The sequence below is a fragment of the Roseovarius sp. Pro17 genome (assembly GCF_035599575.1).
In the GTDB taxonomy this organism is placed as follows: domain Bacteria; phylum Pseudomonadota; class Alphaproteobacteria; order Rhodobacterales; family Rhodobacteraceae; genus Roseovarius.
Genome location: NZ_CP141179.1, coordinates 750,323 through 765,146, shown reverse-complemented (window position 1 = coordinate 765,146; position 14,824 = coordinate 750,323). Strand labels below are relative to the sequence as shown.

The 14,824-nt window shown below is 58.7% G+C and carries 15 protein-coding genes; 10 read left to right on the top strand and 5 right to left on the bottom strand.

All coding sequences use genetic code 11. The features are described 5' to 3' along the window. Positions 1–190: 190 nt before the first annotated feature. From U3654_RS03680 to U3654_RS03670, 3 genes are all read right to left on the bottom strand, one after another. Positions 191–403 carry a DUF7220 family protein gene (locus U3654_RS03680; protein ID WP_324754009.1) on the bottom strand — a complete coding sequence of 71 codons (213 nt, stop codon included), beginning with the start codon at positions 401–403 and terminating at the stop codon, positions 191–193. Further along, a complete protein-coding gene (locus U3654_RS03675) occupies positions 400–1,671 on the bottom strand; it encodes a site-specific DNA-methyltransferase (protein WP_416384576.1) in 1,272 nt (423 codons plus the stop codon). Before U3654_RS03675 ends, U3654_RS03680 begins: the two co-directional genes overlap by 4 nt. Before the next feature lie 326 nt (positions 1,672–1,997). Continuing rightward, positions 1,998–2,870 (bottom strand): LysR substrate-binding domain-containing protein, encoded by an 873-nt coding sequence (locus U3654_RS03670; RefSeq protein WP_324754007.1) that lies wholly within the window; start codon positions 2,868–2,870, stop codon positions 1,998–2,000. A 98-nt stretch (positions 2,871–2,968) separates the two neighbouring features. Here U3654_RS03670 and U3654_RS03665 point away from each other — a divergent pair, with 98 nt between their 5' ends. Both U3654_RS03665 and U3654_RS03660 read left to right on the top strand, forming a co-directional pair. Continuing rightward, a complete protein-coding gene (locus U3654_RS03665; protein WP_324754006.1) occupies positions 2,969–3,673 on the top strand; it encodes an SDR family oxidoreductase in 705 nt (234 codons plus the stop codon). Beyond that, a complete protein-coding gene (locus U3654_RS03660; RefSeq protein ID WP_416384550.1) occupies positions 3,663–3,923 on the top strand; it encodes a DUF6552 family protein in 261 nt (86 codons plus the stop codon). Before U3654_RS03665 ends, U3654_RS03660 begins: the two co-directional genes overlap by 11 nt. 132 nt (positions 3,924–4,055) lie before the next feature. Here U3654_RS03660 and U3654_RS03655 read toward each other — a convergent pair whose 3' ends face one another. Further along, positions 4,056–4,490 carry a hypothetical protein gene (locus U3654_RS03655; RefSeq protein ID WP_324754005.1) on the bottom strand — a complete coding sequence of 145 codons (435 nt, stop codon included), beginning with the start codon at positions 4,488–4,490 and terminating at the stop codon, positions 4,056–4,058. 221 nt (positions 4,491–4,711) lie between these two features. Between U3654_RS03655 and U3654_RS03650 the strand changes: the two genes are divergently transcribed. The 8 genes from U3654_RS03650 (at position 4,712) to U3654_RS03615 (ending at position 13,413) form a co-directional block, all read left to right on the top strand. Further along, complete coding sequence (locus U3654_RS03650) at positions 4,712–5,494, top strand: hypothetical protein (RefSeq protein ID WP_324754004.1); 783 nt, start codon at positions 4,712–4,714, stop codon at positions 5,492–5,494. Continuing rightward, a complete protein-coding gene (locus tag U3654_RS03645; protein ID WP_324754003.1) occupies positions 5,487–7,358 on the top strand; it encodes a hypothetical protein in 1,872 nt (623 codons plus the stop codon). The genes U3654_RS03650 and U3654_RS03645 overlap by 8 nt, the downstream gene beginning before the upstream one ends. Before the next feature lie 212 nt (positions 7,359–7,570). After that, positions 7,571–7,798 (top strand): hypothetical protein, encoded by a 228-nt coding sequence (locus U3654_RS03640; protein WP_324754002.1) that lies wholly within the window; start codon positions 7,571–7,573, stop codon positions 7,796–7,798. A gap of 29 nt (positions 7,799–7,827) precedes the next feature. After that, the gene (locus U3654_RS03635; protein ID WP_324754001.1) at positions 7,828–10,119 is read left to right on the top strand and encodes a phage/plasmid primase, P4 family; all 2,292 of its coding nucleotides are present in this window, start codon (positions 7,828–7,830) and stop codon (positions 10,117–10,119) included. 211 nt (positions 10,120–10,330) lie between these two features. Next, positions 10,331–10,783, top strand: a complete 453-nt coding sequence (locus U3654_RS03630) for a DUF2924 domain-containing protein (RefSeq protein WP_324754000.1) — start codon at positions 10,331–10,333, stop codon at positions 10,781–10,783. Beyond that, positions 10,780–12,087: a recombinase family protein gene (locus tag U3654_RS03625; RefSeq protein ID WP_324753999.1), complete on the top strand. Its 1,308-nt coding sequence runs from the start codon at positions 10,780–10,782 to the stop codon at positions 12,085–12,087. Before U3654_RS03630 ends, U3654_RS03625 begins: the two co-directional genes overlap by 4 nt. Next, a complete protein-coding gene (locus tag U3654_RS03620; RefSeq protein WP_324753998.1) occupies positions 12,084–12,467 on the top strand; it encodes a hypothetical protein in 384 nt (127 codons plus the stop codon). The genes U3654_RS03625 and U3654_RS03620 overlap by 4 nt, the downstream gene beginning before the upstream one ends. A gap of 172 nt (positions 12,468–12,639) precedes the next feature. Beyond that, positions 12,640–13,413, top strand: a complete 774-nt coding sequence (locus tag U3654_RS03615; RefSeq protein WP_324753997.1) for a DUF3800 domain-containing protein — start codon at positions 12,640–12,642, stop codon at positions 13,411–13,413. A 217-nt stretch (positions 13,414–13,630) separates the two neighbouring features. On the opposite strand, the gene U3654_RS03610 is transcribed toward U3654_RS03615, so the two are convergent. Beyond that, entirely contained in the window at positions 13,631–14,695 is a 1,065-nt protein-coding gene (locus U3654_RS03610; RefSeq protein ID WP_324753996.1) for a Hint domain-containing protein, read from the bottom strand. Between the last annotated feature and the right edge of the window lie 129 nt (positions 14,696–14,824).

Genomic DNA, 14,824 nt, shown 5'->3' with positions numbered 1-14,824 from the left:
CTTTCCCCCTGTCAGCCCGTTTGACCCCCGGTTGGAATCATGGCCGTGTAAAAGTTTGGCTCCCCCCGCCGGTCCCCGCTGTCACCGCCCAGAGTTTGACCCACCCCCCTGGGCATCGATCGGACCGAAGGCGATGAACGTATCCTGCGTTGGCTTGGCGCCCGCGTCAGGGTGATCGGCGTGCGTCCCATCAGCGGCTCAGCCGCATGAAGAGACGGCGAAGGACGTAGCTGCGCAGAAACGACACGGCGGTGAACACGCTGCTCAGTGCCAGATTCTGCCACAGCATCACCTGCAGACCAATCACCGGAAAGACCAGCAGCTGCGTGGTCATGGCGACAATCCAGCCGAGGATCACATTGGTTGCCGCCTCGAGCGCGGACAGGATGCGGGTCTGGGTCATGGCGCCCCCCGTTCATCCGAGACATCCCCGAATGTGAGGTCAGGCCCCGTGAGCCGCGCTTCTTGCCCGGTGAAGGCCTGCCAGCGCATTACCGCGACATCGACATAGGCCGGGTCAAGCTCCATGGCATGGCAGACCCGTCCGCAGCTCTCGGCCGCAATGATCGTCGTGCCGGAGCCCGCGAACGGCTCATACACCGCCTGCCCCTGGCTGGAATTGTTCAGCATCGGGCGGCGCATGCATTCCACCGGCTTTTGCGTGCCATGCACCGTTGCCGCATCCTGGTCCCTGTTCGGGATCGACCAGAGAGTCGTCTGCGTGCGATCTCCTGACCAGTGGCCCTTGCCGCGCACCGCGTACCAGCAAGGCTCGTGCTGCCAGTGATAGTGGCCCCGGCTCAGCACCAGCCGCTCCTTGGCCCAGATGATCTGGCTGCGGATATCGAACCCGCTGGCCTGCAGGCTGTCGGCGACTGTCGTCGCGTGCAGTGCGCCGTGCCAGACATAAGCCACATCGCCCGGAAACAGCGCCCAGGCCTCGCGCCAGTCGGCCCGATCGTCGTTCAACACCTTGCCGGTGCGCTTGGTCTCTGAGGTCCCTGCCCGGTTGCGCCAGTCCGGATCATACATCACGCCGTAGGGCGGGTCGGTGACCATGAGATGCGGCGTGATGCCATTGAGCAGCCGTTTGACCGCTGCCGCGTCCGTGGCGTCGCCACACATCAGCCGGTGCCCGCCCAGCTGCCAGAGGTCGCCGGGGCGCGAGACCGGTGCGTCAGGGACGTCAGGCGTTGCCTCCTCTTTCGGATCCGCCGCGCCATGGTCCAGCAGCGCATCCAGCTCAGCCCCTTCGAAACCGATATCGGCCAGATTGATGCCCAACTCCGCGAGGTCTGCCAGTTCCAGGCCCAGCAGATCCCGGTCCCAGCCCGCCTGCTCGGCCAGCCGGTTGTCGGCCAGGATGTAGGCCCGCTTCTGCGCTTCGCTCAGATGTGACAGCTCAATTACCGGCACCCGCCCCAGCCCGAGCTTGCGTGCCGCGAGCACCCGGCCGTGCCCCGCGATGATGCCGCTCTTTGCATCCACCAGAACCGGGTTGTTGAAGCCGAACTCCCGGATCGACCCGGCAATCTTCGCCACCTGCGCCTCACTGTGGGTGCGCGCATTGTTGGCGTAAGGGATGAGGTCCGAGACTGGAACGTGCCGGATGGCCGAGGCGCCGAGGGACGCGCTCTCGCTCTTTGGTTCTGCTGCTGATTGTGCCGCCATGACCCCGCCCTGCGCAATGAAATCTGCGTTCGGGGCAGTATAACAGATCGACCAACCCATTGTAATATAGACACTATATGACATTTAACGACATAGGTCGACATTTTGGACGGGGAACAGTCTTATCGCCAGCGCTGGATCAATCGCGCCTACCGCAAGATTTCGGCACTAAAGTAGACCGTGAGCCCCGTCGTCGGCATTGATCCGACCACTGTGCCTCATGCCGCACGAGAGCGGACCTTCGCTCCACCTTGTGCAATGGACCGAGATGTGGGACAAAACGGTTCTTCGCCGCGGCTGCTCCAATGGCCACAATCAGAGAAGGGCTACCTTTCAGCTCGCTCTAATAACCACGCCACCACGGAATCGATCGCGCTGTTCTGCTTGGATTTTCGCGTGGCCAGCAGGTAGAAATCCTGTTCGCCGGTCAGCTTTTGTGGTGTGATTTGGACTAATCGCTTGGCTTCAAGTTCCGCAGCCACAAGAAAGCGGCTTACCAGAGCCACGCCCTGACCAAAAAGTGCTGCATCCACGGCCAAGGACGTTTGACTAAGGCGCAGCCCACGACCTCCTCTGTCCTCGATATTCAACAATCCCAGAAATTCTGGCCAGAGATCATGCGCGTCATGAAGTTTGGGCATAGACGACATGGCTTGAGGGCTGACAGGCAAAGTGTGCTCGGAAACAAGGCTTGGTGCTGCGACTGCAATAACCTCTTGACGAAACAGAAGGTGAGCGTCGAGGGAGGCACCAAATGGTGGCTTTCCTTGCCTGACTGCAAGGTCAATCCCGTCGCCGTGAAAGCTTGAAACCTTTTTTGTTGCCAGAATGCGAAGGTCGATATCAGGGTGCTTTGCCGAAAAGTCAGGCAAGTTGGGAATCAACCATTTTGCAGCGAATGTTGGCGTGACACTGACAAGCACTTTTCCGGGTTCGGGCTTGAGTTGATCGGTCGCACTGCGAAGTGCCTCGAACGCCGCGGCGACATTCACGTGATAGCTCCGACCCGCCGAAGTGAACGCCAGCCCTTTGGATAACCTTTCAAACAATGGCACCCCTAAATGCGTCTCAAGCTGGCGCACCTGTTGTGCGACGGCACCTTGAGTGACGCCCAGTTCATCCGCAGCAGCACGGAAATTCAGAAACCTGCCAGCCATTTCAAATGCGCGTAGCCCGTTGAGGGGAGGAAGTTGTGACATTTGGCGATAGTATTCCTACAGGCATGAAACATCAATTCTCAGGAGAGAGATCTACGGAATTGTAGTATCGATAGATCAAAATAGAGATGGAGAGAACAATGTCAGTAGAAAAAGTGGCACTAATCACCGCAGGCGGAAGCGGAATGGGCGCAGATGCCGCCCGCCAGTTGGCCGCCGATGGGTTCAAGGTGGGTATCCTCTCTTCGTCGGGCAAAGGCGAGGCGCTTGGCGTTGAGTTAGGCGGCTTTGGTGTCACGGGATCCAACACCAACCCCGATGACCTGTCTGCATTGGTTCAAGGCGCTGTCGACCGCTGGGGCCGTGTCGACGCTCTGGTCAACTCCGCAGGCCACGGGCCCAATGGGCCGGTGCTCGAAATTTCGGATGATGATTGGCATTTGGGCATGGAAGTTTACCTGATGAACGTCATCCGGCCGACGCGGCTTGTCACCCCAGTCATGCAGGCGCAGGGCGGCGGCACGATCATCAATATCTCAACTTTTGCGGCGTTTGAGCCTGACCCACTGTTTCCGACCTCGGGCGTCTTCCGGGCGGGTCTTGCCGCTTTCATCAAGCTTTATTCCGATAAACATGCGGCTGACAATATCCGCATGAACAACGTATTACCGGGCTTCATCGACAGTCTCCCCGAAACCGAAGATCGCCGCGCGCGCATTCCGATGGGGCGCTATGGGCGAGCGCAAGAAGTGTCCTCGGTGATTTCGTTGCTCGCCTCCGAAGATGGCGGCTACATCACTGGCCAAAACCTGCGTATTGACGGGGGATTGACCCGTGCCGTCTGATGCTATCGTCGCGCGCCCACGATTTGACAGCATGGTTTTTGTGGTCAAATGGTGCGCGTCAATCATCCAGATCATGGGCTACACCGCGACAGGGTTCGGATGGACACCATGGAACCTATACCTGTTTCTGATCGGTGTGTTGGGGTGGTTTGCTGTCGGTGCCATGTGGAACGACAAAGCCCTGATGCTGGTCCATCTTGTTGCACTCGGTGCAATGATTGTTGGAATGGCAAGTGGATCACCGTCGTAGAGCAGACATTCATGCAACGTGCAGCATCGGTCAAAATAGGCTCGGAGCGGACCTAAGCTGCAATGTGGATAAACGTCTGCTTCCAAACCAGCACGCGCACGAGCGTGCTACTTCGGCCGCCACTCAGCCAAGTCACCAATCACAGCTTCCAGATGCCGTCGCTCCGTCGCCTGCGATCCACCACGCACGCTGCCAAGACCGTCCGCGTCCAGTTCGGCAATATCGGGCTGATTTAGGAGTCAAATCCCTTATATATAGAAGGAGCCTGACCCTAAAATAGCCCCCTTCGAAATGCCGACTTTGTCTGTGGAGTGAACTGAACATCTCCGGATAGAGTGCGAAGGCATCCGATGCACTGTCCACGGCCGCGCCTTCCAGCAGCATCCGCTGGAAGATGCCCGTCTGGAAGCTGTCCCAAGGGGCGATGCAATCGCGGACGAGCGGCAGATCAACATCGGCAAGGATATGCACTTCCAGCAGATTTTGCGCCGTCCGATTCAAACCGCGCCCACGCCCGAACGCTTGGAAAAGCACTTGATTGCGATTGGGCTGCTTTTTGGAAAGCATCGTTCGCTGCAACAGATGCAACAGATGTTACGCATGAATGCATTAGGACACTTACGCGCGTGCGTAAGAGACACAACGGTTTCATCCGTCGCATCTGTTGCACATGTTGCATCTTGCATCGCGCGCGAGACGCGGCATAGATCGCCATTCACGGGAATATTTGACATGGGCATCCCGGATCGGTTGAACTGAACAGCACCGGCTAGGGAGACGGCGCGCTTATGGGACACACGACACTCGGCGTTCTGCCGAGAACGCGCTACTGGAAGGACGTTTCGGAACTCCTCTCAGGACCGGCCCCGAACCATGACATCTTTGCAGCCAGTGCCCGGGCGGCAGAAAAGGATTTGCTCCAAGCCGCGAAGGACCCAGTGTTCATTGAGGCCGTACGACTCCTTCTGGCGATCCCTGCGGCCGCGCGTGCACAAGATTTTGGCGATGCTTTGAGGGCACAGGACATAGCGATCTCGAACCGGCCCGAGTTACTCGACCTTGTAAGCGCAGCGGCCCGACGACTGGATCAAGTGCGCGCAGAGCGGGGCGGTCACAGCGATCTCGGCGAGCTTGCCGCAAGGGCGCTTTCGGCAACGCTGACCACATCTATTGGTGATGCCCTGCCTGGACTTTTCGATGCGACCCCGGACGACGTGCAGGAAGCGGCGCGTAAACTATCCTGGAACAAAAGCGTTTCTCAATATACCCGCAGCTTCTTCGGTAACTTGGTCACCGGGACGTTATCCTATTGGCTGGACCGCACGCTGGATCGGGAGATCGGGGATGGACATCGCTTTCCCGATGTTGCTGCGAGAAGTGCGTTTCAGTTCGATCTTGAGCAATATTCTTGGGAATCCTCCCGGATAATCAAGGAGTTCTCAGGCGGTTGGTACGGTAAGACCCTGCATCGAGACGGTGGGTTCAGCTCTTCTGAAGCCGCGCGCTTTGGCCACGTCGCACTGAAGAAGATCGTCGATGACCTGAGAACACGGCAGGTACGCAGTGGCTGAGGCAGTGATCGGCGTTGATGGGAGAATTGACCCGCTCCGAGTGCGGTTGGGTGGTGTGGCGCCGACGTTCGAGCTGGAAACCGATCTTATCCGCGCGACGTGCCGGGCAGAGCTTGATCCCCTAAACATCGATCTGCTTGAGATCGCCGCGACCGTTTTTGCCGCGGACAGCGCGGTGAAGCGAGGCGGACCAACGCGCCCGGCAATGGGAGAAGCCTGGCGGCGTTCCTTCGACTTCTTGGTCCCTGTTCGCAATCCGGCATTCTGGAACCGCGCAGAAGTTCGGTACGCCCTCATCGATGCCGTCGACTTCCTCTCCGAGGACGCGGTGACTTTCGCATTTCGTCAGAAACCGGTCGACCCGGCTTTGCAGCCGTACCTTGATCTAGATCCAGCCGGTGCGACGTTCGATGCTGAGGAAGTTATCCTGTTCTCCGGAGGTCTGGATTCCTTCTCCGGGGCGCTGGAAGCGCTCTCCACATCGACAAAGAAGGTCATCCTCCTGACCCACCGTTCCGCTCAGAAGGCAATTCCACGTCAGGTCAAGCTGGGTCAATATCTCGCAGAGAGGTTCCCTGATCGAGTCCTCCATATTCACGTCAAGGCGCGTCGGGTCGGGCAGGAATCGAGCGATTCATCGCAGCGCTCACGGTCCTTTTTGTTCGCCGCGCTGGGGCAATTGGTGGCCCGGTCGTTCGGTGCCAAACGGTTGAGTTTTTATGAAAATGGGGTGATCAGTCACAATCTGCCGATCAGCCCGCAGGTCGTCGGCACAATGGCGACACGGACGACCCATCCGCTTTCGCTGCGTAAACTCAATACGCTCATGGGGCTGCTCGGGCCGGATCATGTTCCGATCGAAAACCGTTACTGCTGGCTGACCAAGCGCGATGTGGTCGAGCGCATCGCTCTGCATGGCGGCGCGGGACAAATCCCACACAGCGTCAGTTGCACGAGCATCCGGGAGCAGACCACCCAGCACACCCATTGCGGCACGTGCTCGCAATGCCTCGACAGGCGCTTCGCGCTCTTGGCTGCCGGTCTCGACCAGCATGACTTTGATACAGACTATGGAACCGACATCCTTTTCGGAGCGCGCGAAAAGCCACAATCCCGTACCATGGCTGTCGAATGGGCCCGCCACTCATTACGCCTGACAACGGTCGATCCGCACATCTTCATGACGGCTTTTGGCATCGAGTTTGCGCGAATTTCCGACGGCCATCCAGAGCAAACGAAACAGGCAGTTTTGGAGCAGTGTGTCGCCATGCATATGCGGCATGGAAAAAGCGTAAAGCAGGTTCTGGATCAAGTTCTGGCGGAACGGTCTGACGATATCTTTTTAGGCAAACTACCGGCGACGTCGCTTGTCGCTCTTATCCTAGGGCAACAAGGTGAAGGTCTCACCAGACTTGTTACAGACTCTCCGGCGTCGAGCTCCCGCATTGCAGACACGAATCCTGAAGACGAGATAGATCTGATCCCGAAAGCCGGCGATCCGTTACAGGTGTCTTTCGGGGTGGAGAATGGCCGTCCGATGGTGAAAATCGAGGGCCTCTGTGTTTTCATCGGAGCTAAGGCCAAGGTTCCGATCGATCTGAAGCCGACCTTCCTTGAAGACAAGTGTAATCAGCTTTCACCGGAAGATTGCCGCTATGTGACGGCAGGAACTCTCGCATCAAGCCAACGCACGAAGAAGAGCACAATACGGCAACAGGTAAACCGCTGCCGACAAATGCTCGGTGAAAGCTACGAGATGGTGCACGGAGAAGAACTGGATGAGGACCGGTTCATCCAGTCTCGGTCGCCCAAAGGCTATCGGCTCGCGCCGAATATCATCCCTCTTGTCAAAGACGAATCATAGCCCGATCGATTCTCATGGGGGCAGTCGAGCACATCGACTTGTCACGCCATGAACCTTTTTGTCACGTCGTGAGGGGTTGACAGGCCCGAATTCGCCCCCTGCGGACCGACGACTGTCACGCCAGAGGCCGATCCTGTCACGTCGGACGAGGCGAATTCTGCCCCCCACAAGAGTATCATCAGGGCGTACCCACAAGCCGCCAGGGCAGCCCGATGCAAAACCAGAACGACACACCGATTATCGAAAAAGCAGCGTCCAGCTTCGTCAGCGAAGCGACGCTCGCTCACCACTGGGACATCTCCTGCCGCACACTGCAGAGGTGGCGCAGCCTACGCGAGGGGCCTGCCTTCAGTATCATCGGAGGGTCCGTCCGGTACCGCATCCAGGACATCTTTGACTATGAAAACCGCCACCGCAACAACGCCGCGGGTCAGCAATGAGTCGCCACAGCACTCCGTCTATACCGCCAGTGATCGATACCGAAATTATCGCAACCTACTGCCGTGCGGTCTTTCGCTATGTCGACGGCATTGTCCCAGTGCGAGTGCTCGCTGAAACTGGCACCCCGCAGAAAACACCCAAGCAGTCGTTCCCGGACGTCGAGCACCTGACCAGCGTTCTTTGCGACCACGCGGGACAGGCTGCCGACAAAGGCTGCGGCGTCTACGTCGTGCCCTGCACCGTTGAACCGGGGCAATCGGCCCGTGCCGAGAATATCCTGCAGACATGCGTGATCGTCATCGACCTGGACAAAGGCAACATCGACAGCAAACGGACGCATGCTTCGCGCCACCTTGGAAAACCCTCATTGGTGATCGCATCTGGCGGCATCACCGAGACCGGTCAGCAAAAATGCCATCTCTACTGGCGGCTCACCGAGGCGGCCACCGGTGCCGATCTCGAGCGGGTCCGTGCCCTGCGGGAAACCCTCGCCGTGAAGCTCGGCGGCGACCCGTCCTTCAAGAGCCTGGCACAGCCGATCCGCGTCGCGGGAACACTCCACGGCAAGAACGGTCTGACAGCTCTTGTGCGGACTCTCGAGGACAACGATCTCGACTATGATCTTGCAGAGCTGGAGGATGCGGCCCACGCAATGCCCGCGCTGGAAGCGCCGCTGAATGCCATTGCAAATTCGCCAAGTGTCAGTACCGGCCCCGGCGCCCTGGACCTTGCGATCCGCCATATCCATTCCGGTGGTGTCGACGATGTGAGCCGCTTTGAAGCGCTATCCAAAGTAATCGGTCACTGGATCCGGAATGTCAGGCGACCTGTGTGCACATTGGATGAGGCATGGTGCGCGACACGAGACCACAACGCGGCGATGATTGTCCCGCCGTGGGACGAGGCCCGGCTCCATCGCGAATTTATTGCCCTTCTGAACTTGGACATTAAGAAGAATGGACCGCTGCCGTCGGCGATGCCTGCAGGCGCAGAACAAGACCTTGCGCCGGACAGCAGCGAAGACGCAATTGCCGACCGCTTTGCTTCACAACACGGCGCGGACTGGAAACATGTCGCGCAATGGGGAGCCTGGTTTAAGTGGACGGGCCAGGTCTGGGCGCGCGATACGACCGGCGGTGCGCGCGAACTTGCCCGCATGATTTGCCGTGCAACTGCTTCAGACTGCGAGCGGCCAGCAGAAGCTCGGCGCATTGCCAGCGACCGAACAATCGCTGCCAGCCTGAGGATCGCAGCCTGCGATCCGCGCATCGCCACGCAAACGTCTGACTGGGACACACACCCACTGCTGCTCAACACGCCCACCGGCATCATCGATCTCCAAACCGGTGAGACGCTGCCTCACGACCCTGCGCTCTTGCTGACCCAGATGACGACCGCTTCTGCCGAGGGCGACTGTCCTCTCTGGTACAAGTTCCTTGGTGAAATAACTGGCGGAAACAAAGTTCTGGAGGCTTACCTGTCCCGTCTCGCAGGTTACTGCCTGACCGGATCGACGCGGGAGCAGAGCTTCGCCTTTCTACACGGCGACGGCGCCAACGGAAAATCGGTTTTTCTCAGCACGATGACCCAAGTCCTGGGAAACTACGCCGCAACCGCGACGCTCGACACCTTCATGTCGGTGCGCGGCACGCGCCACCTGACAGAATTGGCGGGGCTGCGAGCCGCCCGCCTCGTGATGGTGCCCGAAACGGAGCAGGGCCAGAGTTGGGCCGAGGGCCGCATCAAGACCGTCACCGGTGGTGAAAAGATCCGGGCAAACTTCATGCGGCAAGACCACTTCGAGTTCGCGCCACAGTTCAAACTCCTCATTGCGGGCAATCACCGCCCCCACCTCTCGGGGTGCGGGGAAGCCATGCGGCGCCGCCTCCATCTCGTTCCGTTTGACGTCACCATCCCGGCTAGTCGACGTGATCCGCAGCTCGTGGAAAAGCTGACGGGGGAGCTAGGCGGTATTCTCCGCTGGATGCTGGACGGATGCGTCGATTGGCAGCGCATGGGTCTCGCGCCGCCGGATTGCGTGCTGGAGGCCGTGCAACAGTACTTCGCAGATGAGGATCTGGTTGGGCAATGGATCGCGGAAAACTGCTGCGAGGGCCCAGAGCTTCGCACAACGTCCAAATCGCTATTTTCGAACTGGAAGTCTTGGGCCGAACAAACTGGGTGCGCGGCAGGATCGACCAAGTCGCTAGGAGAAGCTCTGCGGCAGCGCGGCTTCCGGCCGGTGACCGTCAACAGGGGACGCGGGTGGAGCGGGTTGGCCCTGCGGCACTGCTTCGCTGCTGAGGAGGTCGCCGAATGAGCCGATCCCCATCCTGTGGTCCCAACCCACTGAACCCTATCCACATGACACCGCTCGAGCGCCGCGCCGAGCTTTGCAACCTGCTGGCGCTTGGTTTGCTCCGCCTTCACATGAGAGACGCCGCCGAAGTATCTGCCAAATATGGAGAAATTCCGCTACACTCTCCGCCCGGCCAGAGCGCTCATGCAACTCCGACTCACCGGAGAACCGCATGACAAACTCAGATCCCATCCCAGCCCGCCTGGCCGCGCTCAAGACCACCCCAACGCCCGACCTGAAGCAGCAATGGCGCGAGCTGTTCGACAGCGAACCGCCCCCGTTCAATCGCCGGTATCTTGAAAGCCGCCTGGCCTACCGCATTCAGGAATTGGCGTATGGCGGGTTGAAGCCGGAAATTGTGACGCGGCTGGAGGCCCTCGGCGAACAGCTGGACGGCGGCGACCGCAAGAAGAGCCGCATCCGCGCCGATCTCACACCCATCGTGGGCACACGGTTGATCCGCGAGTGGCAGGGCGTGGAACATCTCATCACGGTCAACACGGACGGGTTCGAGTGGCAGGGACGGCCCTACAAATCACTGTCGGCCATCGCCCGCGCCATCACCGGCACGCGCTGGAACGGCTGGGTATTCTTCGGCCTGAAAAATCACCGGAGGGGCGCATGACCAAACCCATCGTCAGAAAACTGCGCTGCGCCGTCTACACCCGGAAATCCTCCGAGGAAGGGCTCGAGCAGGAGTTCAACAGCCTCCATGCCCAGCGGGAGGCCTGCGAGGCCTACATCGCCAGCCAACGGTCAGAGGGCTGGGTTCTGGTCCACGACCAGTATGATGATGGCGGTATCTCCGGCGGCACGCTGGAACGCCCCGGGTTGAGGCGGCTGCTCGCGGAGGTTGAGGACGGCTTGGTTGACGTGGTGGTCGTCTACAAGATTGACCGCCTGTCGCGGTCACTGATGGATTTTTCCAAACTGGTCGAGGTGTTCGACCGCAACGATGTGACCTTCGTTTCCGTCACCCAATCGTTCAACACCACCACGTCCATGGGGCGGCTGACGCTGAACATCCTGCTCAGCTTCGCCCAGTTCGAGCGTGAGGTGACGGCCGAACGCATCCGCGACAAGTTCGCCGCCAGCCGCAAGAAGGGCATCTTCATGGGAGGCAACCTGCCCTTCGGCTATGACGTGAAGGATCGCAAGCTGGTCATCATCCCATCCCAAGCCGAGATCGTACGCAGCGTCTTTGACCGTTTTGTCGAGATCGGCTCCGGCACTGAACTTGCCCGAGAACTGGATGCGAAGGGTGTCACCACGAGTCGCGGCAACCGCATCGATAAGAAGTTCATCTACCGGCTGCTGAACAACCGCGTCTACATCGGCGAAGCCGTGCACAAAGGAACCAGCTATCCCGGCGAGCACGACGCCATCGTCGACCGCGACGTCTGGAACAAGGTCCATGCCATCCTGACCGAAAGCCCCCGCAAGCGCGCAGCCCGCACGCGCGCCGACACGCCCGCGCTGTTGAAAGGGCTGCTCTACGGTCCTGATGGTGCCGCCTTCTCGCCGACCCACACGCGCAAGGGCGGCAAGCTCTACCGCTACTATGTCAGCCAGACGGTGCTCAAGCACGGTGCTGGATCCTGTCCGGTTGGACGCGTCCCGGCGGGCGAAATCGAGAAAGCCGTCATCAACCAACTCCGCGCCGTGTTCCGCCAGCCTGAGATTGTGGCGGGCACATGGAAGATGGCCCGCTCGCAGGATGGCGGCATCACCGAGGCCGACGCCCGAGAAGCCCTGACCCGACTCGATCCGCTCTGGGATGAACTCTTCCCCGCTGAGCAGGCGCGCATCGCGACACTGCTGGTTGAGCGGATCGATATCGGCACCGATGGCCTGAATGTGCGCCTCCGGATGGACGGTCTAACCGGGCTGGCGCACGAAATGAGGACTGATCTCGGAACGGCGGCATGACCCGCGCGAAGGCAGTGCCGGAAACGGTGACCGTGCATATCCCGTTTCGCCTCGTGAAGCGTGGCGGCCGCAAGGAGATTCAGCTGCCGGATGGGGCATCTGGGCACAGCAAGATGGATAATACTTTGATCAAGGCGCTGGCACGGGCGTTTCGCTGGAAGCGGATGCTGGAGTCGGGGGAGTTTGTCACAATCGCCGAGCTGGCGGAGCGCGAGGGAATCGCGCCGTCCTACATGACGCGCGTTCTGCGGCTCACGCTCCTCGCGCCTGACATCGTCGACGCAATCCTAAATGGGCAACAGGATATGAGGTTGACGTCGGCACGGTTGTTGGAACCGCTCCCTATAAATTGGACACGACAGATAGAATTGTTCGACTGACGTGAACGGCCCATGTCTGACCTTCGAGTTCGGTCATGTACGCGGCGTCGCAGCATATAGATCCAGACACTGCGAGCGGTTTAAGTGAGTGGCTTCGAAGGAGGTCGACAAAGCGGCAAGCTGGCTTGACAGCACGGCTTCCCTCTTCAGCTTTGAATAGCTACGTATAGGCATGGCATTTCTGTATTTGGACGATAGCAAACATCACAGTTTTGGGTTCTCGCTGGCGGCATTCGTGACTTGCGACTTCGACCCATCTGAAGCGTTGAGCACGATGTTTGAGGAGTACGGATATGACCCCTCGACGTTCGAGTTTAAGTCCTCGGCCAAAATGAAGGGCGATGACAATCTTCAGCGGCTTCGTTCGTCACTGAAGCTATTCATCGCGAAGAACTGCAAAATCGCTGTCTGTGTCGTCGGTGATGATCGAAGGCTCGGGCCTGCTTCTCTCGAACTTCTAAATGCTGCCCTGAAGCACCCGAAACTGAGCGAAACTGAACATGAAGTCTTTTTCGATGAAGGTTTGTTTTCATCAGTCAAAAACGCCCAGAAGTCCTTACAGGGATCATATGCTGCAAACCGGTGTCACTGCCATTTCGAGCAGGACTCCCGAAAAGTCCGTGGCATCCAGCTTGCAGACATTGTTGCTCATACTTGCGCTACGATGCTCCTGGACTCGATGGGACATATCACGAAGACGATCAAACTCGATGCGCCGGGTGACGGTGTTTACGACGGCATGGAGGTCGAACTCGGTTTCGAAATGTGGGCGGGCATTCGCTATTCTTTCCTTTCCAAAAACAAGCCGGATCTCATAGATGATTTTGACATCGCGACCGTTTGTGTTTTCCCTTGGGGCCTGTTCATAGACGATACAGTTGATCAAAAGACCGCTGCATTGGCTATGGGTCGGTTCGCTGAGATGTACTTAGGCTGCATACACTGACGGCCCGAAGCTGCCGTTCGCATCAACTACATATGCTGCGGCGCAGCGTCCCCAGACCGGCCATTCGCTCATCGTTCAGCATTTTAGATGGCCAGATGGACATTACCAAGGAAAGGTATGTGTTCCGACTCCGATCCCATCCAGCGAAAGCTCACTGTCCGCACCCGTTATGGTTCTGTCAGGTTTCAGTTAAGCATTCAGAATGCGGTGCCATGCATCAAGATGCCTGATGCCCCATCATGTCGGCCAGCGCGCCCCGGATTACTGGCCGCGCGGTTTGCCGATCAGACAGGGGGGGATTATTCAGTTCGAGGGCAAGCTCGGGGAAGAGCTCGAACAACTCGCTTCGACTCTCTTCGGAAAGCCCCATTAGTGCCTGTCGCCCTGGGTGCAGACTTTCCGAGGCACAGCCTTCAGCCATCACTATCTGATGGCGGTCAAATAGCATGTGGCAATAGATGACCCGCAGCACCGGTTTTTGTATTATCGTTGTATCATTGATCAGCCGCTTCGCCGCCACCAGAACTTCCGGCTCGCCAGACCATAGCTCGGCCCGCCAGTCTGAGATCAGCATCCGGTGTTGCGGCGACACCCAGAGATCGCGACAGTTGCCGAGCGCGTTTTTTTTGATCAAGATCGGTGCAAAGTTCCCCAGCCCCGTTATTTCGCGGGTGCCCAGCCAGCGCAACGGCTGATAACCCTCGTCGCAGGTATAGATCATGTCGCCTGGAACAAGCGTCTCGATCGGACGCATCCCCTCAATGGTCTTTATCCTTGTGCCGGCCACGAAACAGACCGGTTGCCCACCCATGCTGGCATGGGTGCGGTTGTCACTGTTGTCGACAATCCCTTGTGAGGTTAGCGGCGTGTTCGGCGGTGGCGGCGTGCCGAGAAACACGAGGTAATAGCCGTCTTCGCCGCTGTCATTCAGGTCGCCATCATTGTTGAGGTCAACGTCAATTACTGCGATGTCATATGTATTGGTTCCGTCCGAGACGCGGAACGTATAGTCATAGACGACTGCCCGCGCTGTCCCATCGATCATCACCGATTGTTCGCCAGCTTGTCCTACCCCCATATTAGCTTGGGTTTGTTCATTGTCTGGGTCGCCATTGTAAAAAGTGGCGTTCGGGTCTTCCTCATAGACCGTATGGGTGAAGCTCGAGCCAGACCATTGCCAAGTCGAACCGTTGGATGGGGCTACGTTATAGGCAAACGAATTTCCGTTTACCGTGCTTTGAGTGCCCCGGATCGTGTTGTCATAGCTATAGTAGGCAGGCATTGATACTCTCTTAACGTGGACCTCAGGCAAAGGTGCTTCAGCACATCAGTCCTTCGATCAGTCTTTTGGTCTTGGCGGTCTAGCCGCTGCTCGATTTTATATCCTATCGCGCATCATTTCGTCTTAGGC

Coding starts and splice junctions, on each gene's coding strand:
- U3654_RS03625 (WP_324753999.1), top strand. CDS start 10,780: ATGACCAAACCCATCGTCAGAAAACTGCGCTGCGCCGTCTACACCCGG.
- U3654_RS03680 (WP_324754009.1), bottom strand. CDS start 403: ATGACCCAGACCCGCATCCTGTCCGCGCTCGAGGCGGCAACCAATGTG.
- U3654_RS03610 (WP_324753996.1), bottom strand. CDS start 14,695: ATGCCTGCCTACTATAGCTATGACAACACGATCCGGGGCACTCAAAGC.
- U3654_RS03630 (WP_324754000.1), top strand. CDS start 10,331: ATGACAAACTCAGATCCCATCCCAGCCCGCCTGGCCGCGCTCAAGACC.
- U3654_RS03675 (WP_416384576.1), bottom strand. CDS start 1,671: ATGGCGGCACAATCAGCAGCAGAACCAAAGAGCGAGAGCGCGTCCCTC.
- U3654_RS03670 (WP_324754007.1), bottom strand. CDS start 2,870: ATGTCACAACTTCCTCCCCTCAACGGGCTACGCGCATTTGAAATGGCT.
- U3654_RS03615 (WP_324753997.1), top strand. CDS start 12,640: ATGGCATTTCTGTATTTGGACGATAGCAAACATCACAGTTTTGGGTTC.
- U3654_RS03640 (WP_324754002.1), top strand. CDS start 7,571: ATGCAAAACCAGAACGACACACCGATTATCGAAAAAGCAGCGTCCAGC.
- U3654_RS03650 (WP_324754004.1), top strand. CDS start 4,712: ATGGGACACACGACACTCGGCGTTCTGCCGAGAACGCGCTACTGGAAG.
- U3654_RS03655 (WP_324754005.1), bottom strand. CDS start 4,490: ATGCTTTCCAAAAAGCAGCCCAATCGCAATCAAGTGCTTTTCCAAGCG.
- U3654_RS03620 (WP_324753998.1), top strand. CDS start 12,084: ATGACCCGCGCGAAGGCAGTGCCGGAAACGGTGACCGTGCATATCCCG.
- U3654_RS03665 (WP_324754006.1), top strand. CDS start 2,969: ATGTCAGTAGAAAAAGTGGCACTAATCACCGCAGGCGGAAGCGGAATG.